We start from the raw sequence: 24575 nt of genomic DNA on the forward strand, positions 1-24575 counted from the left end.
AAAGGCGGCTAAAATGAAAAACATTAAGCTGTTAATTTTGGATGATGACTATGACGTAAGATTAAACTTACAGATCTATTTTGAAGATGAGGGCATTGATTGTTCTGCTTATGAAGATTCTGTAACTGCGTTAAGTGAATTTTCGAATTCTGAATTTGAAGTTGGAATTGTGGATTTACGTTTGCCGGTTATGAATGGAGAAGAGTTTATATTAGAAGCACATAAACTAAATCTCCGAACTAAATTTCTCATCTACACCGGTTCTTCGGATTATAAACTTTCAAAAGAACTAATTGATATCGGAATGACTCAGAACGATGTTTATCATAAACCAATAAAATCAATGGACATTTTCGTTAAGAAAATAAAGGAATTATCCACCAGTCTATAAAATTGGCTGAAAATCTAATTTTTAATCGGAGCTTTTTATATAATTATTACCGCAGATTTATTTAATTTTGTCACTCACTATTTTTTTAATCTTTAGTAGTCCTATATGAGCAATAATCCAAATTCTAGTAAGTACGATGTTCCCTTCACCGGTTTGCAAGTATTAATCATTGATGACGATGTTCAGCTATGCGAAAGTTTGAAGTTTTACTTTGAAGATCAAGAAAGTGTTGTTGCCGTAGCTAATGATGGAAGGACAGGAATTCAGTTATTTCTAAGTCAAAAATTTGATGTAGTTGTAGTTGATCTTAATATGCCGAATATTGATGGCCACCAAGTTATCTCTTACATTTCTAGAAATTCTCCCGATACACCTTTGATTGTTGTTTCCGGAACAGGCGAAATTGATAATGCAATTAGAGCAATTCAACTTGGTGCTTGGGATTTTATCACAAAACCAATTCTAAATTTTGATGTGCTTGAATTAAGTCTTCATCGCGCATTAGAAAAAGTACAGTTAATAGAAGAGAACAAAGCATATAAAGCAAGCTTAGAAAAACTTGTTGAACACAGAACAAAACAACTGGAAGAGAAAACGAGAGAACTTGAAAGATCTAATTCGGAGATGAGAGTTGCTAAACTTAAAGCGGAGAATGCTGATAAACTGAAAACCGAATTCCTATCGCAAGTTTCTCATGAAATAAGAACACCTATTAATTCTATTATCAGTTTTACCAGTTTAATTAAATCCGAAGCTGTTAGTTGTGTTCCCGAAGATCTTAGAGATGGTTTTACAATAATTGAAAGATCCGGTGAAAGAATTATAAGAACTATTGATTTACTTATTGATATGTCCCAAGTAATTTCAGGTTCATATGAAAAACGAATTGTGGAGATCGACGTTGTTGAAGTTCTTGAAACTCTGATTTACGAACACAAACAAAAAATTAGAAAGGATTTAGAGATAAAATTAGATTCAAGATTGGAGGAATGCTGTGTTCATTTGGATCATTATTCCTTTGTCCAAATTCTTAATAATATAATTGACAATTCTATAAAGTTTACCTCGACAGGTTATATAAATATTAGCCTTTGCCAAACTGATTCGGAAACTATTATCAGCATCAAAGATACCGGTATTGGAATGAATGAAAATTATATTAAAGATATCTTCACACCATTCTCACAAGAAGAGCATGGATATTCAAGAAGTTATGAAGGAAACGGATTAGGTATGGCATTGGTAAAATATTTTTGCGATTTGAATGATATTGAGATTTCAATTCATAGCGTAAAATACGAAGGCACTACAGTTTCTTTACGCATCAAATCAAATGGCAGATAAATTTTATAAGTGGGATCCTCTTTTTTTACCCAAAACATGTTACGAAAATCCGATTGGCTAAACTTGGGTTTTATTATCTTTATAGCTTCTTATAATTAAGAGAATAAGTATACGTTAGATAGATGAAAAAGAATAAATTCTTTTTAATATTCATTGCAATCGTATTTCTACTATTGATTGTTTCGATGGTATTCTCATACTACTACGTTCACTACCGTCATAAAGAAAAAATTCATGTAATGAAATTATTCTCCGATATTGAATTGAACTTATTCAAGTCAAATAGTGCAATAAAAGATTTTAATCCGGATAGTTTGGATAAGAATGAATCATTGGTAAACTCATTAGAAAAATTAAGCACGTCTTTTGAGAAGTTAAAATCCTCACTTAAATATTCCGCAAGCATTGGTGCAAATGATAAGAATTCGAGTCTCATAAAACAACTCGAATTAGCTTCAGAAGAATTGGAGGAATATCTAGAACTCTCATGGTTAATAGTTAGTAACAATCTCAATAGCGAAGAAATTATAATTCTGCAAGCGGCTAATATTGAAAAACTTAATACTTTCCTAAGTATCAGTAATTTATTAAACCAAACGTATCTTGATATAATTAATGTTGATCAAGAAAAGCTCGAGTTAATTCAAGAATTAAGAATTGCAATAACCGTGGTGCTTTTTACAACACTGTTTATTTGGTTGTTTATATATATTAAAAGTGTTGGAACCGCCCAGCAAAGAATTAAAGATAGTGAAAGTAAATATCGTAACATTTTTTTGAACTCCCCGCTAGGAATTTTTCATTTTGATTCCGATGGCATCATAACAGACTTCAACGAAAAGTTTATAGAAATCTTAAATTCCTCACGAGAAAAACTAACCGGAATAAATTTACTTCAATTACCTGATAAAAAATTAGCAGAACAAGTTCGCTTAACATTATTGAACGGATATGGCTACTACGAAGATTTATACACATCGATTACTTCAGGTAAAAAAGTAAATGCTAAAATCTATCTCCGTGGTATTCGCGATCTCGATAATAGAATAATAAGCGGAATGGGAGTAGTGGAAGATATCTCTGAGTTAAAAAAAGTGGAAAACAACTTGCGCGAAAGTTTAGAAAAAAATAGCGCGATTGTTAGCGCTCTTCCTGATCTTTTATTCCAGCTTGATTCTGATGGTACCTTTACGGAATACTACGCCAATACTGATGAAGCTCTGTATTTAGATCCCGCGATATTTATTGGTAAAAAAGTTAGTGACATTTTCCCTAAAGAATTATCTGATTTAACGATGGAAAAAATTTATGCCGCTAAGGTTACGGGAGAAATGCAGCTTTATGAATATCCTCTTGAGATGAACGATGAAATAAGATACTATGAATCAAGAATTGTTAAAAGTGGTGAAAATTCACTTCTTGCCATAATTAGAGATATAACGGAAAACAAACGAATTGCAGAAATGCTTCAAGCAAGCAGAGAGCGATATGAAGCATTTATTGACGAGACACATGAAGGTATATACAGAATTGAATTTACAATGCCCATCAGTACTAATTTGCCTTCAGAAGAACAAGCAAAATTATTTTACAAAAATGGTTATATCGCAGAATGCAATTCTGCTTTTGTAAAAATGTATGGTGCAAAATACCCTTACGAATTAATTGGAAAACAGATTTCGGAATTTCATGATCTCGAAAGATATCCTGAAAACTTCAATAAAACCGTTGATTTAATTAATCGTAGTTATCGTGTTGAAAATCAGCATACAACGGAATCTGATAAGAAGGGAAACACGCTCCACTTTTCTAATAATGCTTTTGGAATTGTAGAAGACGGATTTTTATTAAGAATTTGGGGAACTCAAAAAGATATTACAGCATTGATTGAAGCAGAAGAAGAAAAGAAAATCCTTTATCGAGCGGTTGAACAAAGTCCGGTTTCGATTGTTATTACCGACCTAAACGGAAATATTGAATATGTTAATCCAAAGTTTGAAGATGTTACTGGTTATTCCTACGATCAAGCTATTGGGAAAAATCCGAATATCTTAAAATCGGGAAGAACATCTGACGAACAATACAAAGAATTGTGGGAGAAAATTTCAGGCGGCGAAACATGGACCGGTATTTTTCAAAACAAAAAGAAAAATGGCGAACTGTTCTTTGAATCAGCATCGATATCACCAATAACAGACGAAGACGGAAGTGTTCGTCATTATATTGCCGTTAAAGAAGATATAACCGAGTTAACTAAAGCTCAAATTGAATTAAAGAATTACAAAGAGTACCTCGAACACGTAGTTGAAAGAAGAACAGAAGAGCTAAACAATAAAAATATCTTTTTAAGAACACTTATCGACACAATTCCAAATCCGGTTTTTGTAAAAAATAGAGCCGGAAAATATACAGACGTAAACAAAGCTTTTATAGAATTGTTTGAACTTGGGTTTGATGAAATAATAGGGGAAACAGTTGAGAAAATTGCTAACACACAAATAGCATCAGAAGCCGAAGAAGCAGATAACAAATTATTAAAAGAACATGGTAAAATTATTTACGAATCCGTTGCGCAAAATAAGAGCGGAAGAACTATCCCAATTATGGTGTACAAAGCATCATTTGGACCGGAAGAAGAAGTACCTGAAGGTATAGTGGGTTTAATTATCGATATAACAAAAAGTAAAGAAACCCAGCATCAAATGCAGAAGGCTCTTGAGCAGGAAAGAGAACTGAATGAAATGAAATCAAATTTTATTTCTCTTGCATCGCATGAACTCAGAACTCCTTTAACAGCAATTTACAGTTCAACAGAATTAATAGAAAAATTTGGGAGAAAATGGACTGAGGATAAATTTCATTCACATATTGCTCGAATAAAATATTCTGTTGAAAACTTAACAGACTTAATGGAAGATCTACTTACTTTATCGCGAGTTGAGACCGGTAAGATAGAATTCAGTCCTAGTAGGCTGAAACTCAAAAAACTTGTAGAAGAAAATTTAATCAGTTTAGAACCGCTTAAAAAGGCAACACATAATTTCAAGGTGGAATTCAACTTAAAAAGTGAAGAATATTTTCTTGATGAAAAACTTATTAAGTATATTATTCAAAACCTTATTTCAAATGCGTTAAAATATTCACCTGATGGTGGTGACGTTGAACTTTTCATTTCTGATTATGATGACAACATAAACATAAAAATAAAAGATCATGGAATTGGTATTGAACAAGAAGAACTTAACAATTTATTTGAACCATTTTATCGTGGTAGAAATGTTTCAAATATTTCAGGTACCGGGCTAGGACTTTCGATTGTGAAAGAAGCAGTGGAATTACACAACGGAACTATTAATGTAAATAGTGAAATTAAAAAGTGGACTCAGTTCGAAATCATCCTTCCTCTCATTCAATAATTTTTAAATATATTTCTTCTTTGTATTGTATTTATCGACAATTATTGCCAGGTTAAAGCAAATACTTAAAGACGCTTTGATTTCTTCAAATGGAAAATCAATTTACAGCCGGGAGGGACAGTGAAGAGAATTTTAATCGTTGAAGATGAAGAAATTGTTCGCAGTAATATTGCTGAAATTTTGGAATCTGAAAATTTTGAAGTGATCGAAACAGATAACGGAATCAGCGCAATAAAGTCTTTAGAAAACAGTCTTCCCGATTTAATTATATCAGACATTATGATGCCCGGAATAGATGGTTACGATTTAGTAAAATATATTCAATCAAATCCTGTTACCTCCGGAATTCCAATAATCTTACTTACCGCAAGATCCGAAACACGAGATATTAGAATGGGGATGCAATACGGCGCTGATGATTATATCACTAAACCATTTAAAGCGAATGATTTAATTTCGGCTGTGAAAACTCGCTTACAAAAACAAAGTAATTTTAAACAGAAATTTGATGATCTTAAATCCAATATTTCAATGTACATTCCGCATGAACTGCGAACACCTTTAGTTTCAATACTTGGTTTTGCCGATTTAATCATCAATAATCTTGATGATTTGGAAAAAAGAGAAATTAAAGAAATGGCTGAGAAGGTGAAGCATTCCGGATTAAGACTTTACGATAGAATTGAAAAGTTCCTGTACTTCGCGGAATTAGAATTAAATAAAACAGAAAACAAATCTATTGATAAAACTCAAATAGATAGTATGTATGTCACAAATTTGCTTACTTCAAAATTCCGTAATAATGATGTCAGTCTTCTTTCTATTAAAATAGATGAAGCAGAATTAAAAATTTCACAAGACTATTTGTCTAGAATCTTAATTGAGTTAGTCGATAACGCATATAAATTTATGCAATCGAGTTCTCCAATAATTATTAGCGGAGAAGTAATTGGTAATACTTATCAAATCTTAGTTATTGATAAAGGTATGGGAATGACTAAGGATGAAGAAAAACAAATAACTGCATTTAAGCAATTCAACAGAGAGCAGAATCAACAGGAAGGAAATGGTCTTGGTCTAGCCATTGTGAAAAATATAGTTAAACTTGCAGATGGAAACTTCGAAATAAATAGTAAAAAAGATGAAGGAACCGAAGTAAAAATAAACCTCGGTTTAGCTTCTTGAATATATTTGTAAACGCAGCCTAAACAAATCTATTTTTCATTCGATAATGAATTAGCTAGTAGCATCTTTAGTTAATTCAGTGATAAATAATCAGCCGAATTTAAATGAACACCGAAATCTCAACTCTCGAAAATAATCCTGACGTTCAGAATAATATTACTAAAAATGAAGATGACCGCATTTTTAGACTGGCGCCAATCGCATTACTAGAAATTGATCAAGATGGAACAATAATTAATTATAATAATTCCGCAAAAAAACTTTTTTCTAAAGTTTCAAAAGATCCGACTGAATTAAATTTGCTTCATCTTGAAAATCGTGAATCAAAATTAAAACTTAGTGAATACTTTAATCAGATTAAAAATTCTACAAGTGAAAATGTAATACAAGTCGATGTCAAATATGAAATTGAAGAAGGGAAGGTCATTACATTCCTGTACAAATTCTCGCACTACTTTCCCGAAGATAATGGTGAATTAAAAATAGTTGCTGCAGTGGAGGATATTTCTTCTAAGAAAGAAGAGGAACAATATATTCGTAGATATTTTGAAGAGATGCAGGTTGTTAGAGATGATCTGGAAGAAAGAACTAGTGAACTTGCTCTTCTTAATGAAAAATTGCGTCAATCTGAAATGCAGCTTGAAGAGATAAATAAAAATAAAGATAGATTTTTTTCTATTATTTCACACGATCTCAGAAGTCCGTTTAACTCTTTACTTGGTCTAACCAAACTAATTCTTGAAGACTTTGACGGATTTTCAAGAGAGGAAATAAAAGATTCATTATATAATCTTCATCAAGTTTCGGAAGGTTTATTCAACTTAATAGAAGATTTACTGGATTGGTCAAGAATACAATTCAACAGAATTGAGTTTGAGCCGAAAGTTTTCAATTTGTATGAAGTTGTGTCTTCAGTTGTTAACGCATTGCGATCGGTAGCGAAGGACAAAAATATTACAGTTGTTAATTTGGTCCCCAAAAACTGTACAATAAATGCGGATGCTCACATGATAAAAACAATCATTAGAAATCTTGTGAACAACGCAATTAAATTCACACCAAAATATGGATTGATAAAAATCTCGTCCGGATTCGATATTGATGATTTAATTGTTTCAGTAGAAGATACCGGAATCGGTATGAGTAAAGAGATTGTAAATAAATTATTCAAACTAGATAGCAAAGTAACAAGTTCAGGAACCGAAGGCGAAACCGGAACTGGTTTAGGTTTGCTTATTAGCAAAGAGTTCGTTGAAAAACACAATGGTAAAATTTGGGCTAAAAGTGAACGTGAAAAAGGAAGCACTTTCTTTTTTAGAATTCCGGTTGAACCAGAAGAAATTTAAGTCTTGCTATTTCCGTATTTCCTCCACACAAAGTAATCCCACTCGAACTATAATAGGTATAAAAGATTTTTGTAATCAATAAAAACACTGCCAATCATTTTTGACTGACAGTGTTTTATGAGGGCATGAGGGTTTATGAAAAATCTTAGTGAACTAATCTACCGTTGTTACCTTTTCCATTGCTCGGAGAAATTTTAGGAATTTTTGCTGTTTGATCTGCTGAGTGGAAACTAGTTTTAATTGAACTGCCGGTATATTCAAAAGCTATGATTTTGAATTGTGCAACCATGCTTTGTAATTTCTCCGTCAGCTTGTTTAAGTCTTCGGCTGCTCTAGCAATTTGTTGAGTACCCGCAGCAGATTCTTGTGTTACATTGCTTATTGATTCAATGTTCTTGCTAATTTGTTCGGCTGCCGTAGATTGTTCTTCACTTGCAGATGCAACTTGATTAATTTCATCACTTACAGATTTAACTGTTTTATCAATACTTAATAAGACTTCTTCAACTTGAGCGTTTAACTCAATTCCTTTCATTACTACTTTACCGGCAACGACCATTGATTCGTTTGCTTCGCGAGCTTCATTCTGAATTTCTTTGATTGTTTCGGCAATCTCTTTGGTAGCTTTTGTCGTACGTTCGGCTAGTTTGCGGACTTCGTCTGCTACAACTGCAAAACCTCTTCCTTGTTCACCGGCGCGTGCGGCTTCAATTGCTGCATTTAGCGCAAGTAAATTCGTTTGATCGGCGATATCATCAATGACTTGAGCAATCTTTCCAATTTGATCGGTTTTATTTGCAAGCGAACTAATTACTTTAGCAGTTCCTTGTGCAGAAGCGGTAATTTCATTCATTCCTTCCTTTGCTCTTGTAATTTGCTCAACACCGGTTTTTGTCAGTTTGCTTGCGTTTACAGAACTTTCTGATGCTAAGTTTGCATTTTTTGTAGTCTGCAAAATAGTTGTTGTCATTTGTTCAACTGCACTTGCTACTTCTGTAGCTTGTGCGGATTGTTCGTGAGCACCGGCAGCCATTTCTTCCGATGAAGCAGAAATTTCACTGCTTGCGCTTGCTGTTGCTTGAACTGCTTCGGTAACATTCTTTATAAGCGAAGAAAGAGAATTACCTAAATTGTTAATACTATTTTTTATAAGCTGATGTTCACCTTTATATTCGCCTTCTACACGAGCGGTTAAATCTCCGGTTGCATATTTTTGAAGTACGATATTGCCTTCTTTTATTGGATCGGTTAAATGCGTAAATGTAGATGTAAATCCTTTGATGATTTTGTTAAATAATCCTTTATGTTTATCAACATCAACTTTTTCCGAAAGATTACCGTCTCTTGCTGCAACCGACAATGTTCTCGCGTCATTGGATAAATTTGTTAGGCTGGTTTTTATGTCAAATATAGATTTGCCTAATATATCTTTGTCTGATAGTGTGGTTACCTCAACATCAAAATTTCCTTCGGAGAAATGTTTAACGGTTTGTGCATGATTTGTTAAACTTCCTTGCAGATGTTGAAGTGATTCACCTAAATCACCAAGTTCATCTTTACGTGTAACCGAAATCTTTTCGGATAGATCTCCTTTCGCTAATTTTTTAACATTCGAGATGTAGTTAAACAAATCGTTCAAAACATTCTTTTTGACTAAAAATAAAATCAGCAACCAAACAAAAGTTGCAAATGCTGCTATCAGAATTATTGCTCCGATTCGTTCGCCATATATGGAAGCGTAGGTTTCTTCTAATGAGTATTTAATACTCATAACCGCATAAACATCACCGACATTTCCTTCATGGCAATCCAAGCAGTTTTCATCAGCAACTAAAGTTGTTATAGAATGAAACACAGGAATACCGTTATGTTCATCTTCACCAAAATAATCTTCCTTGGATTTGATTACTTCTTTTTCGAGTGAATTTATGCTTTTTGCTTTTGTGTCGTCAATTAAATCTGTGGGAATTATTCTTACTTCAGCTATGTTGTCAAGTTGTTTGATCCTATCGACAAATGGTTCAACATCAGTAATACCTTCTCCCATTGAGAATAGTATGGATTGCTTCATTGTTTGATTTACTTCGTCTGTCAAATCCTTTGCACTTTCGAGTTTTGAACTTTGTGAATAATATAAAACAAAGATCAAAAGCACACCCAATAGAAGTATTAATGCACCTGCAACTGAGTGGGATATTTTTTTTGATAATGATTTGGAGTTATTAAGAATACTCATGTTGTCCTCAGCTAATATAGCTGTAAGTTATTCGCTTATATTTTGTTTATTGTTCAGTTAGTTTATCTAGATTTGCTTGTTCGTCTTGTTTAAGAAGATTATCTAAATCAAGCAAGATTATAATTCTGTCTTCTAATTTTGCTACCGATGTAATAAATTCACTATCGACAGTAGCAACTAATTCCGGCGGATTTTCTATAATATCTTTAGGAATGCGAAGTACTTCGTTTACTTCGTCAACAATAAATCCTACTGTATTGCCGGTTATATCAACAACAACAATTCTTGTCTTGTTGTCGTGCTCTCTACTTTCAATTTTAAGTCTTTTTCTTAAATCGATAACCGGTATAATTCTTCCTCTTAGATTTACAACTCCTTCAACAAAATCCGGTGCATTTGGAACCTTGGTTATTTTTAACATTCTATTAATTTCTTGAACTTTTAGAATGTCAATTCCGAATTCTTCGCGCCCGACTTTAAAACTGACAAGTTGTATTAAATCGGTAATCTCTATTTTTTGATTTTCCATTTCATTTCCTCATGTTAGATTTGACTTAATATTCCATATATATTATCGAATAATATGAGTGGAAATTTAGACCAACTATGCATTCTTTAGTTAATAATTTGCTACAGATCAGCTTGAGTTATTCTAGTTCAATTGTGGGTCTTGGTGAGACGGTAGGGAAGGTTAATGTTACAACTGTTCCTTTATTTTTCTTACTCTCAATTTTAAATTTACCACCAAGTAAAGAAGTCAATTTATGAGAAATTGTTATACCAAGTCCATTTCCCTCATAACTCCTTGTATAAAATTCAGCTTCCTGTTGAAACGGCTCTAGTATTTTTTTGATATTCTCTTCTTCAATGCCTTCGCCGGTATCAATAATTCTTATCTCGGCATCGTGATATTCATTTAAAAAAGATTCAATTTTTACGGATCCTTCTTGTGTAAACTTGATTGCATTATCAACTATTTCTCGAATGATCTTTTCGAATTTTACCCAATCTGTTTTTATAAATAAATTCTTATCTCTGGATTCAAAAGAGAAATTAAGATTTTTGCTTAATGCTTCAGCAAATTTTTTGTTGAAAACACTTTGAAGAACTTGATTGCAATTTATTCTCACTATCTCAACTTCATATTCTCCGGATTCAATACTTGATAATTCTATTATATTAGTAAAGAGATTAATGAGTTTACCAAGTATCTCTTTAACTGAAATACTTATTTGAGAAACAGTATCATAATCTTTCGACTCAATGGCATCTTCAATAATTTCGGTATAACCCATCATTGCATTTGCGGGTGTTCTTAACTCATGTGACATGTTATGAAGTATTAACGTCTTGAGTTTGTTTAACTCTCGTTCTTTAGCATAGGCCGATTCAAGATGTTTTTCGTAGTTTTCTTTAACCGTAATATCTCGCAGTGTTATAATGTAATATCGTTCATCATCAAATTTATTGTCCACATAGGTAATACCTATATCGTAATATTTATCGACTTTCTTATAATAAAATTTATAGGAGCTGTATTTGGATTTAGATTGATCAGCTTGAACAATCATTTGTTTGACTGTATTCCAAAGGTCAACATCAAAATGTTTTTCAAATAAAGATGCGTCAAATTTATTTTTGTCAATATGGAATGATTCAAAAAATCTATCGTTGCCAATTTCAAAATTGGTCAGTTTGTTCTTTATTTTTATAACAAAAAGTGAATCTGCAATGTTATTTATAATTCCTCTTAAACGTGCTTCCTCTTTTTTCAGAGTTCGGTTTTTAAGTATATAATCGGTAATATCATAAGCACTTAAGATGTAACTCCACTTTCTGAGAGAAGAATCAAATTCCGGAGTGATGCTTATATCATAAAAAGCATTTTCTTTTTTCGGATGATTAATGTTTATAACTTTTGACCAAGGTTTTTTGGTCTCCATAGCATGTAGTAAAATTGTTTCATCAGATTCGGTTAGATAGGAAATCAAAATATCAAAAATCGGTTTATCGTATAAGTCCTCGATGTTTTTGTCAAGGATCTCTTCAAAATTTTGCGTTACATATTTTGTTTTGTATTCTTCATCGGCTATTAATACAGGTATGTTTCCTCTTTCTAACGCGTGCTGCAAAGTGTTAATTTTATTTTCAAATACCTTATAAATTTTTGGCTCTTCAAAAAGTAACAAGAAGAACTTTTTATTTAGAAGTGTAATTCTGTTTATCTGAACTAGGTAATCTTTAACTTCGGATTGCCTTACGAAATAGAAAAGTAATTCAAGAGAGAGCCGATCGGTTTTATTATAATTCATTCCTTTTATTATTAAGGAAATATCAGGATCGGTTTGAAGTTCATCTATGGATTTTAAGTCTCTTACTAAATCAAACTCTGCACAAAAACTATCACTTTTATAAAGTATTAATCCTGTTTCATCAACAAACATGAAGTTGGCTAGTTTTGCGGAATTTATGATGTGTTCAGAGCTATCAGAATCAGTCTGATGTTTTGCAATATTATCAATTATGTTATTAATAGTTTCCATTAAGCGGAGTAATCTTCTGAATTAATACAAGTTCGTTTTCTGCATCGTTCTTTGGTAAATGCTTTATACCCAAGTTAAATGTATTTTTTGCAGCTGTAATTAGTATTGAATTTATAGTTTTAAATTCGTTTAATATACCGTTATAAGCACCATCTAATAAATTACTTAGAGCGCGAGTGTTTGAAATATTTATTTCACTTCCTACTCCAAGCGTGTTAATTCTATCCATTAGAAACGAGATATTATTTATACGTAATTGATTCTCAATAAATTCCGAGTAATATGTTCTTGTAAATACAGATGCTGCAAATTGTGGATTATCTTCTTTGAATCTAAGTTCATAATCCAATCGTAAAAAATTTGTGAGATTTTCAATATTCAATAGTGTTTCAAACTTAATTTCCGAATAATCAAAAATGATTTCGAGCAGACCGGTATTATTCTTCCTAAATCTTTTTAGATCAAAATTATAGTCTCTGAAAATTCGATAACCTTGAGAAATATTTAAGCTGTCGTGTACGTCTTCATGTTTCAAAATAGTAGAGGACATAAATTTTCTATAAATATTTTTACCGGAATTTTCAGCACCGGAACTAGATTTTATATTTGCTATACTTTTAAGCATAAAGTCACCACTTTATTATCGGGTGATTCTGCAAAAAGTTAAGCGTAAAAAATCAAATTGTTCGAATTAGTCCTTAAAATTCAACATGCTCTTATTTTCTGCATATTGAATTAATTCAGGCCTCTGAAGGTTTGTTAAATCTTTGGCTAGTATTTGTATCTTTTTGAGGGATTCTTCGATGATATTTACATCTTCGCTAATTGAGGCAATTAACTTATTTTCTTTTAATTCAGCTTTTATATTTTCAAGAGAAAGAAGAAGACTACTTAGCGGATTATTAATATTGTGTCCGATGGTTGTAGCCATTTCAATTAACGCTTTACTGTGTTCAATCTGACGAAGTTCATTTTGAAGATTGTGAATTCTCATACCGGTTCTAATTCTAGCTAATAACTCTTGATTCTCAATAGGCTTGAGAAGAAAGTCATCTGCTCCGACATCTAATCCTTTTACGCGGTCTTGTAATGTAGATCTGGCTGTTAAAATAATGAAATAGATAAGTTTATATTTATCCGAACTTTTTACCTTTTCGCATAATTCTATACCATTCATTATAGGCATGTTCCAATCTGCAATAATTACTTCGGGTGTAAAGTTTTCAAGAATCTCTAGGGCTTCTTGTCCGTTCTTTGCAATTTTGGATATGAAGTTATTTTTCTTAAGAAGCAAACCAAGTATATAGGCAGTATCGGCTTCATCTTCAACAATCAATATTTTTTTCTGTTCGTCGCTCAATTTAACATTGTCTCTTTTAAAGTAGTGATAAAAGCATTAAAATCAGTAATTGGTTTGGTAATAAAATGATGTGCTAAACTTTCTTCCAAAACATTATTTTTTTCGTTAGCCATTGAAAAAGCAGAAACAAGAATAACAGGAACGTGGTTATATTTGTCGTGCGTTTTAATGTATTTTGACAATTGAATGCCGTTTATTTTCTCTTCATTAAGATATGTATTTCGCAAATTTATATCCATTATTATAAGTGCAATATTTTCTTCATCAAGTTTCTTTAATAAAAGATTCGCATCTTCCATAATGTAAGCTTCATACCCCGCTCTTCTCATAAGATGTGAATATAAATGCTGTGTAAACGGATCGTCTTCTATTATTGCAATCTTTGAACTCATAATTGATCTGAATATTTAATAATAATGCTAATTCTTCTGTTAATTATGTTATACGGATCATCTTTATCTCGCAGACGATTAGCGGCGTAACCTCTAATTTCATCCAACTGATTTTCTCGAAGTCCACCTTTTATTAATTCTCGTCTTGCTGAATTTGCTCTATCTGCACTTAATTCATAATTGGTATATTCTATACCGCCGGAGTTAAAGGGTCTGATGTCGGTATGTCCTTCAATTGCTACTTTATTCGGGATTTTACTTATCTCGCTTCCAACTCTGTTAAGAACTTCTTTTGCCGCAAGATTTAACTGAGCACTACCAAGCTGGAAAAATACATCGTTTGATGAATCCAACAACTCTATTCTAAGACCTTCGTCGGTCAATTCAAATTTTACTTGATCTAATAGAAATGCAAGTCCCTCACTTTCCGAAAGCTTATCTATAATTTCTTGTTTCATTTCTTCAAATTTTTGTTTCTGCATTTCCTTGAAATCTTTTTCATTCAGAATATTGTTGTCCATCAAATTCAATTTTGTATTCGGATCAATTAACTTTCCGCCGCCGGAGCTAAACCCAACAGGATCTTTAAAGTATCCGGCAACAGCTTGTTGAACATCTTCGCCTGCACTAAGTACCCAGAGCACAATAAATAAAGCCATCATAGCGGTAACAAAATCAGCATAGGCAACTTTCCAAGCGCCGCCGTGATGACCGCCTCCTTTCTTAATCTTCTTTACTATTATTGGTGGTTCCGGGTTATCTATTCCGCGCATTATTCAGTTTTTCCTCTTATGTAATTTTCCAGCTCCGAAAATGATGGTCTATCTTCCGAGAAAATTGTTCTTCTTGCAATTTCAACAGCTACAATCGGCGGATTACCTTTTGCATATGCAACAATACATGACTTTATAGTTTGCAAATATCTGGTTTTGTGTTCTATCATATGTTCAATGCTGGTAGCGAGTGGATTTACAAATCCATAGGAAAGCAACACTCCAAGAAAAGTACCAACTAACGCTGCGGCAACGTGTGCACCAACTGCTGCAGCGCCTTGATCGATTGAACTCATTGTGACAATAATACCGAGAACCGCCGCAACTATACCCAGACCCGGTAATGCATCCCCGACTTTAGCTACTGAGTGACTAACAGGTTGACTCTCAATTTCGAAAGTTTCTATTTCTATATCCATCAGTGCATCTAACTCGTGAGGCGGAACTCCACCGGAAAGCATAACTTTCATTGTATCACAGAAGAAATTCTTCATAAAATCTTGCTGGATGAATTTTTTACTTCTTGATAGTATTTCACTTTCATCAGGATTTTCTATATGACTTTCTATTGAAAGTAAACCATCTCGCTGTGCGATTAGGAATAAATCGTTAAAAGATTTTAATAATTCCATAAAATCTTGTTTGGTAAGATGACTACCCTTAATTGCTTCCGGAATGGCTTTTATAATTTTTTTAATTAATGAAACCGGCGATGAAATTAGAAGACTACCAATAGCGGCACCACCAATTACTAAAAATTCCGCCCATTGGAGCAGTAAAAGTAAATTACCGCCGGCAATAACAAACCCGACAATAACAGATACAGTAACAACAAATATTCCGATAATTATAAGCATTAATCTTCCAAAGAGACTTGTTCTTTTTTAATTTCTTTAACTATTTCCAGTACTTCATCCCATCTTTGTTTATAGTAATTCCAATCCTTAATCTTTTCATCAACTTTTTGCTCAACTTCCAATCCTATTTGAGTAAGTTCGGGTGAGCCAATTGTTGAACCGGTTCCTTTTAATTCGTGGAAAACAAAGCGGAGATTATCCATATCTTCTTTTCTAAAAACAGATTCCATCAATTCAACTTTTGAATTAAATCCATTCAAAAAATATTGACGTAGTTCATTTATGAATTCTTGATCTTCTTTGTTCAAATCGATTTTTTGCTCTGGTTTCTTTGCATTCTTGAGAAACTCCGGACCCAATACTTCCGAGATGCTTTTCTTTAGCAATTCTTTCTTAAGTGGTTTTGATAAAACTTTTTCGGCTCCGGCTTCAATCGCGGCTATAACATTTCGTTTATTTGTATTGCCACTTATTACAATAACCGGAATATCCTTGAGTTCTTTCATCAGTTTGATGACATTTAACATCTTAACACCGTCTAAATTCGGCATCATTAAATCCAGTATGATGAGAGTCGGTCTGGTTTCCATTGCTTGCTGAATACCTTCAAGCCCATCATGACAAGTAATTACTTCGAGATTATATTCACGAAAGAAATTTTTTAGTGCGTGCAGAATTAAATCGGAATCATCCACTACTAAAATTTTTAGTTTTTCAGCAGGCTCATTCATTATCTGTATCTCTTAACTTATTAATTGTAAGTGATTTAGCTTCGGTTAATGGTTTGTAACTTTCTTCTGAAGCTTTGATCACACTTTCTTTAACATTTTGATATAATTCACCGCGAAGTATTGCAACATCTTGTGGTGCATCAATTCCGATTTTCACATTTCCGTCAGCTGAAGAAATTATTTTAATAAGAATATCACTTCCTATTCGAATTTCTTCGCCTGGTTTTCTATTAAGTACAAGCATTGTCTTCTCTCAATCTTCAACAAATAATTTATAATTAACCATATACTTATCATGATCAATGATGGTTTGAAAACCTTCTTTCTTATCTTGATTTATGTAAACGGGTGCTTTAAGATTTACCGTTGTATTATTTGGATCGCTATTTAAAGTAACAATCCCAAATGCTTCGGTTTCGTCATTTTGTGGATAAGAATCATCAATAATTCTTAAACCCACAAGCGGGAAAATTAATTCGGGTTGATCGACCGAATTAAGCCAAAAGAATAAATCGTTTTCACTTTTGATTAGGAGAAAACTTTTATACTCTTCAAAACCGAATAAACCATTCTTGAAATGAAGTATATTTTCTTTAGAGAATTCAAATTCTCCGAATTGTTTGTTAGTTATTTTCATTTTTCTTTCTACTTATTTTATTATTACTAAATCTACTCTTCTATTTTTTGCTCTGCCTTCATCAGTTAAGTTGGTCGCAATCGGTTGATATTCGGAATATCCGACAATCGAAACTTTATCAGGATTTATATTCTCTTTATCGATTAAAAAGTACGCAGTGTTTAGTGCACGAGCTACTGATAAATGCCAGTTTGAAGGATATAAGCTGCTTTTTATAGGTATATTATCAGTATGACCTTCAACCCTAATATCATTCGGCAGTTTTTTAATTATCGATGCAAGTTGATTAAGAACAACAACAGATCCGGAATTTAACTCTGCACTTCCGGAAGGAAATAAAATATCATCCAATATATGAAGCGTTAAACCTCTTTCGTTTTGCTCTACCGAAATAGATTTTGTGTAATTCATTTCGGTTATTAAAGAATTTAGTTCATCTTTAAGTTTGTCAATCGGCTCAACGGCAATTGCACTAGTTGCAGCCGGTTGACTGTTGATTACATTTGCACCACCAAAAACACTTCCAATCGCACTCATCATCTCTTCGTATTTTTTTATATCAATATTTGAAATTGCGTAAAGAATAATAAATAGTCCTAACAAAAGAGTAATAAGATCAGCATAAGTAATTAAGTAACGATCTTTATCGTTATCTTCTTGGTAGAGATCAGTCTCTAAACTTGAAATTCTAGAAGATCTCTTTGCTCTCTTTGAGGCAGCATTCCTACGAGTCGTGCTTTTAGCACCGAAGGAATCTCTCCGCTCAAGAGTGCTACTGTCCCCTCCAACGAAATTTCCATCATATGTTTTTCTTCTAAATGACATTCTTTTAATCTATCTCCAATCGGAAGCCATATTAAATTTGCACTTAATACACCCCATAAAGTTGCAATAAATGCAGTTGCTATATTTTTTATTAATAGGTCGGGATCGGAACCGGCATTTGCTAAAGTCATTATTAATGCCATAACTGTTCCTAAAATTCCCATTGTGGGAGCGTATCCTCCCATCTTGTTGAAGATTGCAGCGTTTGCTAAGTGTCTTTCTTGAACCAATTTCATTTCTAATCTAGCAATGTCTTCCAGCATGTCAGCATCGGTACCGTCAATTCCATACCTAACCATTTTTTTAGGAAAGGTGTACATAAGGTTATCAAGTTCTTTTTCTACCGAGAGCAATCCTTCTTTTCTCGCCATCACGGAAATTTCGAAATATGAATTAATCAATGATTTGAAATCGTATCTCTTCGGGAAGTATGCGATTTGAATCAGTTTAAAAATTGATCTAAATTTTTCGAAACCGAAGCCTATGATTGTTGCTGCAAATGTTCCGCCGAAAACAATAAGTAAAGGAGCAATTAAAAACAGAGCTTTAAGTGATCCGCCTTCAAGCAGAAAAGCCCCGAAGATGGAAACTATACCAAGAAATAAACCGAATAATCCGCCTACCATTTTCATTAGATAAAGTCCAATAATGATTTTGGAAGTATCATAGCCGACATTTTATAAGAAACTTGAAGCAGGTAATCATAATTCTGCATATCAACTATGGCTTTAGCCATATCGATATCTTTTTCAGTAGAAAGCATACTTTCTAATTCGATTCTCTGTGATTCTAGTAGTGACTGAGTATTTTCAAGAGTATTGTAGATATATCCGGCATCAGACATTTTGTTTAACAATTTTTTGTGGAATGAATCTACCGCCGTCACATCTGCTTCGGTTGGCATTACTCCATTTTTCAGATCATCTCGAATTTTTATAATTGTATTGAATATATCACGTTCAGGATCCGAACTAATTGTTCCGAAAAGCTCTTCACCGGTTATGTTAATTTTTAGATTTGTGCTATTCCCAATTTTTACATTTGAATTTCCGCTTACATCAGGACTGTTTAACACAACCTCTGATCTATCAGCTGTTATTGCAAACGGTTGTGAGGAATGGGAAGTACCGCCAAATAAATATTTCCCATCATAGCTAAGATTAGCAGATGTTAACAAAGCATCCAGCGATTGATCAAGTTGTGCTGCATAATTTTCTAAATGATCTTGATTAATGGCATTATTTGCTTCGGTTAATTTTACAAGAATTCCGGAGATTTCAGATTCCATGGATTCAAGTCCACGAATTGTTTCATTTACAAAACCATAACTACTGTTAATGTTTTTAAGATAAAGATCGGTTGAAGCTATCTTACTTTCGAAGCGCATAATTTTTGCGGTACCAATCGGAGAATCCGATGGCTTGAGTATGGATGATTGATTTGCAATCTGTTTACTCAAAGTATCAATCTTACTTTTATTTTTTGCTATTCCGCTTAAGTAAGTATTGCTCATTAATAAATCGGATACTCTCATAATTATACCATGTTTAGTATTGTTTCTAACATTTCGTCTGCAACCCTAATTAATTTTGCAGATGCATCGTATGAACGCTGAAATTTTATGACGTTTGCCATTTCTTCATCAATTGATACTCCGGAATAAGATGCCTTTTGGAGTTCAAGTTGTTCCAAGACCAGTTTATCCGTAGCAGCCATATTATCTGCAGATTGTTTGTTGTTACCAATCCCGCTTATGATACTTGAGTAAGCTTCTGAAATAGTTAGATTATTTATAACTTTTTTATTTGCTATGTTGGAAATACTTATAGCCAGATCACCATTCCCATTTGTACCGTCACTTGAGACTGCAATTTTATATGGATCATCGAGAATCTCAGAGTTAACAACAAGCTTACCTGAATCTGTAACCAAGAAAAAGTTGATTCCGGTTTGCGGGGGATTGTCGATTGAATAACCTGTTGAATGAATTGAATTAACTTGATCTCTTATTGCATCAACAACATTATCAAGCTGCGTTTCATAGTTTGCCATTTTATTTGAATAAACATCTTTCAACGCAAACATTTCTCCGGATTTTAATGCTACAATATTATTACTGCCGGCCGTACGCAGTAAAAGTTCTCCATCGTCTTCAAATGCCTCAAACTCAATTGAATCATTTCCGTCCGCGGCAAATACACCACCGATTGAAATTGTTGCCATGTTTTTATCATCATAACTAACATTTATGTTAGCAAAGTTGCTTAGTTCGTTTATAAGTTTATCTCTTTCATCTAGAAAATCATTTGGATTAACACCACTGCTTTTTGCTTCAAAAATTCTTGCGTTCAAACTTTGAATTTGTTTTAAATATCCGTTGATGAGAGTTACGTTACTTTTAAATTCGTTGCTTATATCTGTTCTAATGATATCGAAGCTTTCTTTTATGTTAACAACCTTTGAAGCTAATTTTTGTGCGGAATAAACAACACTATTTCTAAGCGGAATACTATTAGGAGTTGATGATAATTCACCCCATGAATTAAGGAACTCATTTATCAAATTTGATAAGCCTAATTCAGAAGGTTCTGAAAATACATTCTCTACTTGACCTAATAAGTAAGATGTTTTTTCGTTTGAACTGAATTTCGGTCTATTATTTAATATTTGTGATTCGGTCAGTTGATTCCGAACTCGTTCAACACTTTCTAATCTTACACCTGTTCCCCAAATCATTCCTGCATTAATTTCCGGGATTTCAGTCCCGAAGTTTACACGCTGTCTTGAATAATTTGGATTAGATGCGTTAGCAATGTTATGTGCTGTTACATCAATCGCTCGTTGGTATGAGCCTAAACTTCTTTGTGCTATGTCGAAAATTCTGCTTAGTGACATTTTACATTCTTCTGTTAATTATTGAAGTATCAACCGAACCGCGAACTGCTTGGATTATACTTTTAATAAATGCTCTTGAGGTTTCTATGAGCATTTTATTTTGCTCGTTTATTTTATGAAGCTCCAAACTATTTTCTTGTATGCTGTACAATGTTGTCAACACCGTATTACGAAAATTCGAATCAAGTCGATCACCAACAATTTCTAAAATATCTATGATACTATTAATGTCGGTCGGTACTTCAAAATTTAGTTTTAGTTGTTCAGTAAAAAGTTTTTGTTGTTTTGATAAATGGGAAATATTTGTTAAATATTTTTGTTCTCGTTCGATTAATTCATTTAACTCGTCATGATTTCTATTTATCAATACAGTTTGTTTTACTTTCGAAAGATCAAGCAGATGTCTGATTGTCTCGTCAATTGAAATTAGAATTTCGGGTAATTTTTTAGTTTCCATGTTAACCATTAAAATAATTGTAGTATCCTAGTACTCTGTTTACGTAATTTTTAGTTTCATCAAATGGGGGAATACCGTTATATTTTTCAACATTTCCCGGTCCGGCATTATAGGCAGCTAATGATAAAGGAATATTCCCACTATATTTTCGAAGTAAATGGGTGAAATATTTAGTCCCACCGTGAATATTTTCTACAGGATCGAACGAATTTTTAACTCCCATTTCTTTTGCCGTTCCATCCATTAATTGCATCAAACCTTTAGCTTTTGCTGTGGATACGGCATCCGGTTTAGCTGCTGATTCCGCTAGAATTATTGATCTAATTAAGTTTTTATCCACTTCAAATTTATCGGCAAATTTTGAGATGACAGGTTCATACTTTTCTAGTCTTTTTAAAGAGTGATTAGAAGGAGATATTTTATCAACTTTTGAACCTCCAAGATTAACCTGTTCTGCATCAAGTTTATTCTTTTGGTTAATTTGCATGCGAAGATCATCAAAATTCACTTTTTGTTGGGGATTCATTATCGAATCGTCCCATTTTTCACCGGTTACTTTTTGATAAATTTGCTGTGCAATGCCTAAGCTGTTGCCTTCAGAAATTTTTGAAGCAAGCTCCATTGTAAAAATTGAATCGAAGTAATCACCGCCATAACTATCTTCACCGAAAAATCCCTCAACAGATGAAGTCATACTTTTCAACATCATTGAAGTGAGCATACTTTCGAAGTCTTTCGAAGCACCGGCAATTTTTCTTTTTTCGGGTTCTGAATAGCGCTCAGTCTTATTTACAGATTGAGTATCCGCAATGTGCTTTAGACTATTCGTTATTTTTAATTTTAATTCTTCCATATCGATTACATGATTACTAGTTCTGCCGTTAAAGCTCCGGATTCTTTTAATGCTTGGAATATTGCAATTATATCTTTCGGAGAAACTTTTAATGTATTAAGTGCAGCGGCAACTTCTTGAACATTTGTTGCAGCATTGAGTGCAATTGCAGTAGTTGAGTCTTGTTGAGCATATGGTACCATATTGTTAAAGAAAATTGCTTCACCTCTTGAAAATGCTCCGGGTTGTGATACCATTGGGTATGATCTAATAGCAATATTTAATCCGCCATGCGAAATAGTTACAGGCTGAATTTTTACACTGCTACCGGCGACAACTGTACCTGTTCGTTCATTAAGAACAACTTTTGCAGTATAGTCGGTTGCAACTTCGATTGACTCTAGTTCAGATAAAAATGATATTACTTCTTGCTGGCGATCAGCCGGAACTTGAACCTCAATTTCAGATGGATCGATTGCCATCGCAATACTTTGTGAAAAGTATTGATTAATTGCTGTAGATACATTACTTGCAGTTGTTATATCCGGAGATCTTAAATAAACTTTAAGAGCGCTAGTATTAAATCCACTGCCCGGCAGAGGAACTTGTAAAATTCCACCGAGAGGAACACGTCCGGCTAACACATGGTTTCTTCCGACTTTATTCCCAGTTGGAGAATTTAATTCATAACCACCGACAGATATTGGTCCTTGTGCCATTGCATACACAGTCCCTTCAATGTCAGATAGAGGAGTCATTAGTAAAGTTCCGCCTTGAAGACTTCTTGCATCGCCTAGTGATGATACATTAACATCAAACTTTGAACCCGGTTTTAGAAAATTAGAAATTGTTGCTGTTACCATAACCGCGGCAACATTACGTGTTTTTATTTGATCTTGTGGGACGGTGATCCCAAATCTTTTTAGCATACTGCTAATTGACTGAATTGTGAAAGACGTTCTATGGCTATCACCGGTACCGCCTAAACCGACAACAACTGCATAACCGATAACTTGTGTTGAGTTATCACCGTTTACATATGCAATATCTTTTATTCTTTGTGCGGGAAGAATTTGTATTGCAATAATTGAGAGCGCTATATATTTAAGTAAACTTTTCATAATTATACCTAGAATAACCAATGAAATAATTTTGTTAACCAACCGGGACTTTGCATTCTATCTATCATTCCGTTTCCTTCAAGAATGATTTTAGCATCGGAAATGTTGTATGATTTAACAGTGTTGTCGGAAGCAATATCAGCAACACGAACAACACCTGTGAGAAAAATTTTCTGTTCTTCTCCGTTGATAGAAATTAATCTGCTGCCTCTTATAAATAAATTTCCGTTTTGCAGAACTGAATCTATAGTTGCAGTGATTCTTGTTTTGACCATACCCGCAGATTTTGTTGCACCCGAACCGTTGAATTCATTATTGCTTCCAATATTAAGATCAACATTTGGAACAACAGAATTTCCATCCATTGAGCCGCTTGCGCCAAAACCGATTTCACTATTTCTTCCTGCTGAAGTTTGGGCATTGTTTGATGCTTCTGATGCTTCCATAACTAGAATTGTAATAGCATCACCAAGACGATTGGCTTTTTGATCCGAGAAGAGAGATCTAAAACTATTTTGTCTCATATCTTGAGCTGATATTAATATAGTAATCGCAAATAGTAGCAAAGTTATTTTTTTCATTTTGTTACTCTATTATTAAAACTTCGTTTGTGTTAATTACCTTAGCTGAATACTGCTGATTTTGTGCTTTTACTTTTATTACGTCACCAATCGCGCCGGCTTGGCGCACAGTACCAATAAAAGAAACATGAACGCCTCCAACCTGATACATAATATTTACAGGATCACCGGGATTCACGACAGGCATTGTATCAATAAATTCAGTAAAAATTATATCACCGGGTTTCATATTATACTTTGAAATTATGCTGCCGATTCTCTCCAGATCAGTGAGAGGAGATTTGTTAAATCCGGTTATATCTCGTAATTCAAAAGTTGTATTTCCTAAAGCAATTTGATCGCCTTTATTTATATGATCTATTGCTATTGCAATTCTTTGATATAGTTCTATTTCAACATTCAAAAACTTTTCTTTTGAAACACCGTTTGCTTCTATTGTTATTACGGGGATGAAAAACTTATTACCGATTCTATTTGATGACCTTGAATGATTGATTTCAAGTTCAGCTGTGCTCGATAAATCGTCTTGAATAGAATAGCTAATACTATCATACTCGGCGAAATGATTTTGGATATAGTGATCAATCTCAACAAGTGATAATTTATCAACCGGGAGTAAGCATAGAATCATATTTAAGAATATTGCCAACATG

Annotated in this window: 25 protein-coding genes; 5 read left to right on the plus strand and 20 right to left on the minus strand. The window is 33.3% G+C overall.

Going from position 1 to position 24575, the window contains the following annotated elements; all coding sequences use genetic code 11:
- Positions 1-13 precede the first annotated feature (13 nt).
- The 5 genes from QY331_02505 to QY331_02525 all read left to right on the plus strand — a co-directional run bounded on the left by QY331_02505 (position 14) and on the right by QY331_02525 (position 7682).
- Positions 14-391 (plus strand): response regulator, encoded by a 378-nt coding sequence (locus tag QY331_02505; protein WKZ70126.1) that lies wholly within the window; start codon positions 14-16, stop codon positions 389-391.
- Positions 392-496: 105 nt separating this feature from the next.
- A complete protein-coding gene (locus tag QY331_02510; GenBank protein WKZ70127.1) occupies positions 497-1735 on the plus strand; it encodes a hybrid sensor histidine kinase/response regulator in 1239 nt (412 codons plus the stop codon).
- Positions 1736-1857: 122 nt separating this feature from the next.
- Positions 1858-5151: a PAS domain S-box protein gene (locus QY331_02515; protein ID WKZ70128.1), complete on the plus strand. Its 3294-nt coding sequence runs from the start codon at positions 1858-1860 to the stop codon at positions 5149-5151.
- Positions 5152-5271: 120 nt separating this feature from the next.
- A complete protein-coding gene (locus QY331_02520) occupies positions 5272-6336 on the plus strand; it encodes a response regulator (GenBank protein ID WKZ70129.1) in 1065 nt (354 codons plus the stop codon).
- A gap of 104 nt (positions 6337-6440) precedes the next feature.
- Positions 6441-7682 (plus strand): PAS domain-containing sensor histidine kinase, encoded by a 1242-nt coding sequence (locus QY331_02525; GenBank protein ID WKZ70130.1) that lies wholly within the window; start codon positions 6441-6443, stop codon positions 7680-7682.
- Between the two features lie 145 nt (positions 7683-7827).
- On the opposite strand, the gene QY331_02530 is transcribed toward QY331_02525, so the two are convergent.
- The 20 genes from QY331_02530 to flgA all read right to left on the minus strand — a co-directional run bounded on the left by QY331_02530 (position 7828) and on the right by flgA (position 24574).
- On the minus strand, positions 7828-9918 hold the full coding sequence (locus QY331_02530) for a methyl-accepting chemotaxis protein (GenBank protein WKZ70131.1): 2091 nt from the start codon (positions 9916-9918) through the stop codon (positions 7828-7830).
- Between the two features lie 46 nt (positions 9919-9964).
- Positions 9965-10447: a chemotaxis protein CheW gene (locus QY331_02535; GenBank protein WKZ70132.1), complete on the minus strand. Its 483-nt coding sequence runs from the start codon at positions 10445-10447 to the stop codon at positions 9965-9967.
- A gap of 118 nt (positions 10448-10565) precedes the next feature.
- Positions 10566-12461, minus strand: a complete 1896-nt coding sequence (locus tag QY331_02540) for an ATP-binding protein (protein ID WKZ70133.1) — start codon at positions 12459-12461, stop codon at positions 10566-10568.
- Positions 12448-13086: a hypothetical protein gene (locus QY331_02545; protein WKZ70134.1), complete on the minus strand. Its 639-nt coding sequence runs from the start codon at positions 13084-13086 to the stop codon at positions 12448-12450. Before QY331_02545 ends, QY331_02540 begins: the two co-directional genes overlap by 14 nt.
- Positions 13087-13152: 66 nt before the next feature.
- Positions 13153-13821 carry a response regulator gene (locus QY331_02550; GenBank protein ID WKZ70135.1) on the minus strand — a complete coding sequence of 223 codons (669 nt, stop codon included), beginning with the start codon at positions 13819-13821 and terminating at the stop codon, positions 13153-13155.
- Positions 13818-14213, minus strand: coding sequence for a response regulator (locus tag QY331_02555; GenBank protein ID WKZ70136.1), 396 nt, complete (start codon positions 14211-14213; stop codon positions 13818-13820). Before QY331_02555 ends, QY331_02550 begins: the two co-directional genes overlap by 4 nt.
- Positions 14210-14986, minus strand: a complete 777-nt coding sequence (locus QY331_02560; protein ID WKZ70137.1) for a flagellar motor protein MotB — start codon at positions 14984-14986, stop codon at positions 14210-14212. The genes QY331_02555 and QY331_02560 overlap by 4 nt, the downstream gene beginning before the upstream one ends.
- On the minus strand, positions 14986-15843 hold the full coding sequence (motA, locus tag QY331_02565; protein WKZ70138.1) for a flagellar motor stator protein MotA: 858 nt from the start codon (positions 15841-15843) through the stop codon (positions 14986-14988). The genes QY331_02560 and motA overlap by 1 nt, the downstream gene beginning before the upstream one ends.
- Positions 15843-16574 carry a response regulator gene (locus tag QY331_02570; GenBank protein ID WKZ70139.1) on the minus strand — a complete coding sequence of 244 codons (732 nt, stop codon included), beginning with the start codon at positions 16572-16574 and terminating at the stop codon, positions 15843-15845. Before QY331_02570 ends, motA begins: the two co-directional genes overlap by 1 nt.
- A complete protein-coding gene (locus QY331_02575; GenBank protein WKZ70140.1) occupies positions 16567-16818 on the minus strand; it encodes a carbon storage regulator in 252 nt (83 codons plus the stop codon). Before QY331_02575 ends, QY331_02570 begins: the two co-directional genes overlap by 8 nt.
- A 9-nt stretch (positions 16819-16827) precedes the next feature.
- Positions 16828-17211 carry a flagellar assembly protein FliW gene (gene fliW / locus QY331_02580; protein ID WKZ70141.1) on the minus strand — a complete coding sequence of 128 codons (384 nt, stop codon included), beginning with the start codon at positions 17209-17211 and terminating at the stop codon, positions 16828-16830.
- A 12-nt stretch (positions 17212-17223) separates the two neighbouring features.
- On the minus strand, positions 17224-17898 hold the full coding sequence (locus QY331_02585; protein WKZ71294.1) for an OmpA family protein: 675 nt from the start codon (positions 17896-17898) through the stop codon (positions 17224-17226).
- Entirely contained in the window at positions 17886-18668 is a 783-nt protein-coding gene (locus QY331_02590) for a MotA/TolQ/ExbB proton channel family protein (protein WKZ70142.1), read from the minus strand. Before QY331_02590 ends, QY331_02585 begins: the two co-directional genes overlap by 13 nt.
- Positions 18668-19570, minus strand: coding sequence for a flagellin (locus QY331_02595; protein WKZ70143.1), 903 nt, complete (start codon positions 19568-19570; stop codon positions 18668-18670). The genes QY331_02590 and QY331_02595 overlap by 1 nt, the downstream gene beginning before the upstream one ends.
- 2 nt (positions 19571-19572) lie before the next feature.
- Positions 19573-20931: a flagellar hook-associated protein FlgK gene (gene flgK, locus QY331_02600; protein WKZ70144.1), complete on the minus strand. Its 1359-nt coding sequence runs from the start codon at positions 20929-20931 to the stop codon at positions 19573-19575.
- Position 20932: 1 nt separating this feature from the next.
- Positions 20933-21388 (minus strand): flagellar export chaperone FlgN, encoded by a 456-nt coding sequence (flgN, locus tag QY331_02605; protein WKZ70145.1) that lies wholly within the window; start codon positions 21386-21388, stop codon positions 20933-20935.
- A 1-nt stretch (position 21389) separates the two neighbouring features.
- Entirely contained in the window at positions 21390-22241 is an 852-nt protein-coding gene (locus QY331_02610) for a transglycosylase SLT domain-containing protein (GenBank protein WKZ70146.1), read from the minus strand.
- A gap of 5 nt (positions 22242-22246) precedes the next feature.
- Entirely contained in the window at positions 22247-23341 is a 1095-nt protein-coding gene (locus QY331_02615) for a flagellar basal body P-ring protein FlgI (protein WKZ70147.1), read from the minus strand.
- A gap of 8 nt (positions 23342-23349) precedes the next feature.
- Positions 23350-23922 (minus strand): flagellar basal body L-ring protein FlgH, encoded by a 573-nt coding sequence (locus QY331_02620; protein ID WKZ70148.1) that lies wholly within the window; start codon positions 23920-23922, stop codon positions 23350-23352.
- Positions 23923-23926: 4 nt separating this feature from the next.
- Entirely contained in the window at positions 23927-24574 is a 648-nt protein-coding gene (gene flgA / locus QY331_02625) for a flagellar basal body P-ring formation chaperone FlgA (GenBank protein WKZ70149.1), read from the minus strand.
- Position 24575 lies beyond the last annotated feature (1 nt).

The sequence above is a fragment of the Melioribacteraceae bacterium genome, from assembly GCA_030584085.1.
In the GTDB taxonomy this organism is placed as follows: Bacteria; Bacteroidota; Ignavibacteria; order Ignavibacteriales; family Melioribacteraceae; genus SURF-28.

What these genes read in the sequence shown, in the direction of transcription:
- QY331_02505 (WKZ70126.1), top strand. Translation starts at nt 14, where the DNA reads ATGAAAAACATTAAGCTGTTAATTTTGGATGATGACTATGACGTAAGA.
- QY331_02510 (WKZ70127.1), top strand. Translation starts at nt 497, where the DNA reads ATGAGCAATAATCCAAATTCTAGTAAGTACGATGTTCCCTTCACCGGT.
- QY331_02515 (WKZ70128.1), top strand. Translation starts at nt 1,858, where the DNA reads ATGAAAAAGAATAAATTCTTTTTAATATTCATTGCAATCGTATTTCTA.
- QY331_02525 (WKZ70130.1), top strand. Translation starts at nt 6,441, where the DNA reads ATGAACACCGAAATCTCAACTCTCGAAAATAATCCTGACGTTCAGAAT.
- QY331_02530 (WKZ70131.1), bottom strand. Translation starts at nt 9,918, where the DNA reads ATGAGTATTCTTAATAACTCCAAATCATTATCAAAAAAAATATCCCAC.
- QY331_02535 (WKZ70132.1), bottom strand. Translation starts at nt 10,447, where the DNA reads ATGGAAAATCAAAAAATAGAGATTACCGATTTAATACAACTTGTCAGT.
- QY331_02540 (WKZ70133.1), bottom strand. Translation starts at nt 12,461, where the DNA reads ATGGAAACTATTAATAACATAATTGATAATATTGCAAAACATCAGACT.
- QY331_02545 (WKZ70134.1), bottom strand. Translation starts at nt 13,086, where the DNA reads ATGCTTAAAAGTATAGCAAATATAAAATCTAGTTCCGGTGCTGAAAAT.
- QY331_02555 (WKZ70136.1), bottom strand. Translation starts at nt 14,213, where the DNA reads ATGAGTTCAAAGATTGCAATAATAGAAGACGATCCGTTTACACAGCAT.
- QY331_02560 (WKZ70137.1), bottom strand. Translation starts at nt 14,986, where the DNA reads ATGCGCGGAATAGATAACCCGGAACCACCAATAATAGTAAAGAAGATT.
- motA (WKZ70138.1), bottom strand. Translation starts at nt 15,843, where the DNA reads ATGCTTATAATTATCGGAATATTTGTTGTTACTGTATCTGTTATTGTC.
- QY331_02570 (WKZ70139.1), bottom strand. Translation starts at nt 16,574, where the DNA reads ATGAATGAGCCTGCTGAAAAACTAAAAATTTTAGTAGTGGATGATTCC.
- QY331_02575 (WKZ70140.1), bottom strand. Translation starts at nt 16,818, where the DNA reads ATGCTTGTACTTAATAGAAAACCAGGCGAAGAAATTCGAATAGGAAGT.
- fliW (WKZ70141.1), bottom strand. Translation starts at nt 17,211, where the DNA reads ATGAAAATAACTAACAAACAATTCGGAGAATTTGAATTCTCTAAAGAA.
- QY331_02590 (WKZ70142.1), bottom strand. Translation starts at nt 18,668, where the DNA reads ATGAAAATGGTAGGCGGATTATTCGGTTTATTTCTTGGTATAGTTTCC.
- QY331_02595 (WKZ70143.1), bottom strand. Translation starts at nt 19,570, where the DNA reads ATGAGAGTATCCGATTTATTAATGAGCAATACTTACTTAAGCGGAATA.
- flgK (WKZ70144.1), bottom strand. Translation starts at nt 20,931, where the DNA reads ATGTCACTAAGCAGAATTTTCGACATAGCACAAAGAAGTTTAGGCTCA.
- flgN (WKZ70145.1), bottom strand. Translation starts at nt 21,388, where the DNA reads ATGGAAACTAAAAAATTACCCGAAATTCTAATTTCAATTGACGAGACA.
- QY331_02610 (WKZ70146.1), bottom strand. Translation starts at nt 22,241, where the DNA reads ATGGAAGAATTAAAATTAAAAATAACGAATAGTCTAAAGCACATTGCG.
- QY331_02615 (WKZ70147.1), bottom strand. Translation starts at nt 23,341, where the DNA reads ATGAAAAGTTTACTTAAATATATAGCGCTCTCAATTATTGCAATACAA.
- QY331_02620 (WKZ70148.1), bottom strand. Translation starts at nt 23,922, where the DNA reads ATGAAAAAAATAACTTTGCTACTATTTGCGATTACTATATTAATATCA.
- flgA (WKZ70149.1), bottom strand. Translation starts at nt 24,574, where the DNA reads ATGTTGGCAATATTCTTAAATATGATTCTATGCTTACTCCCGGTTGAT.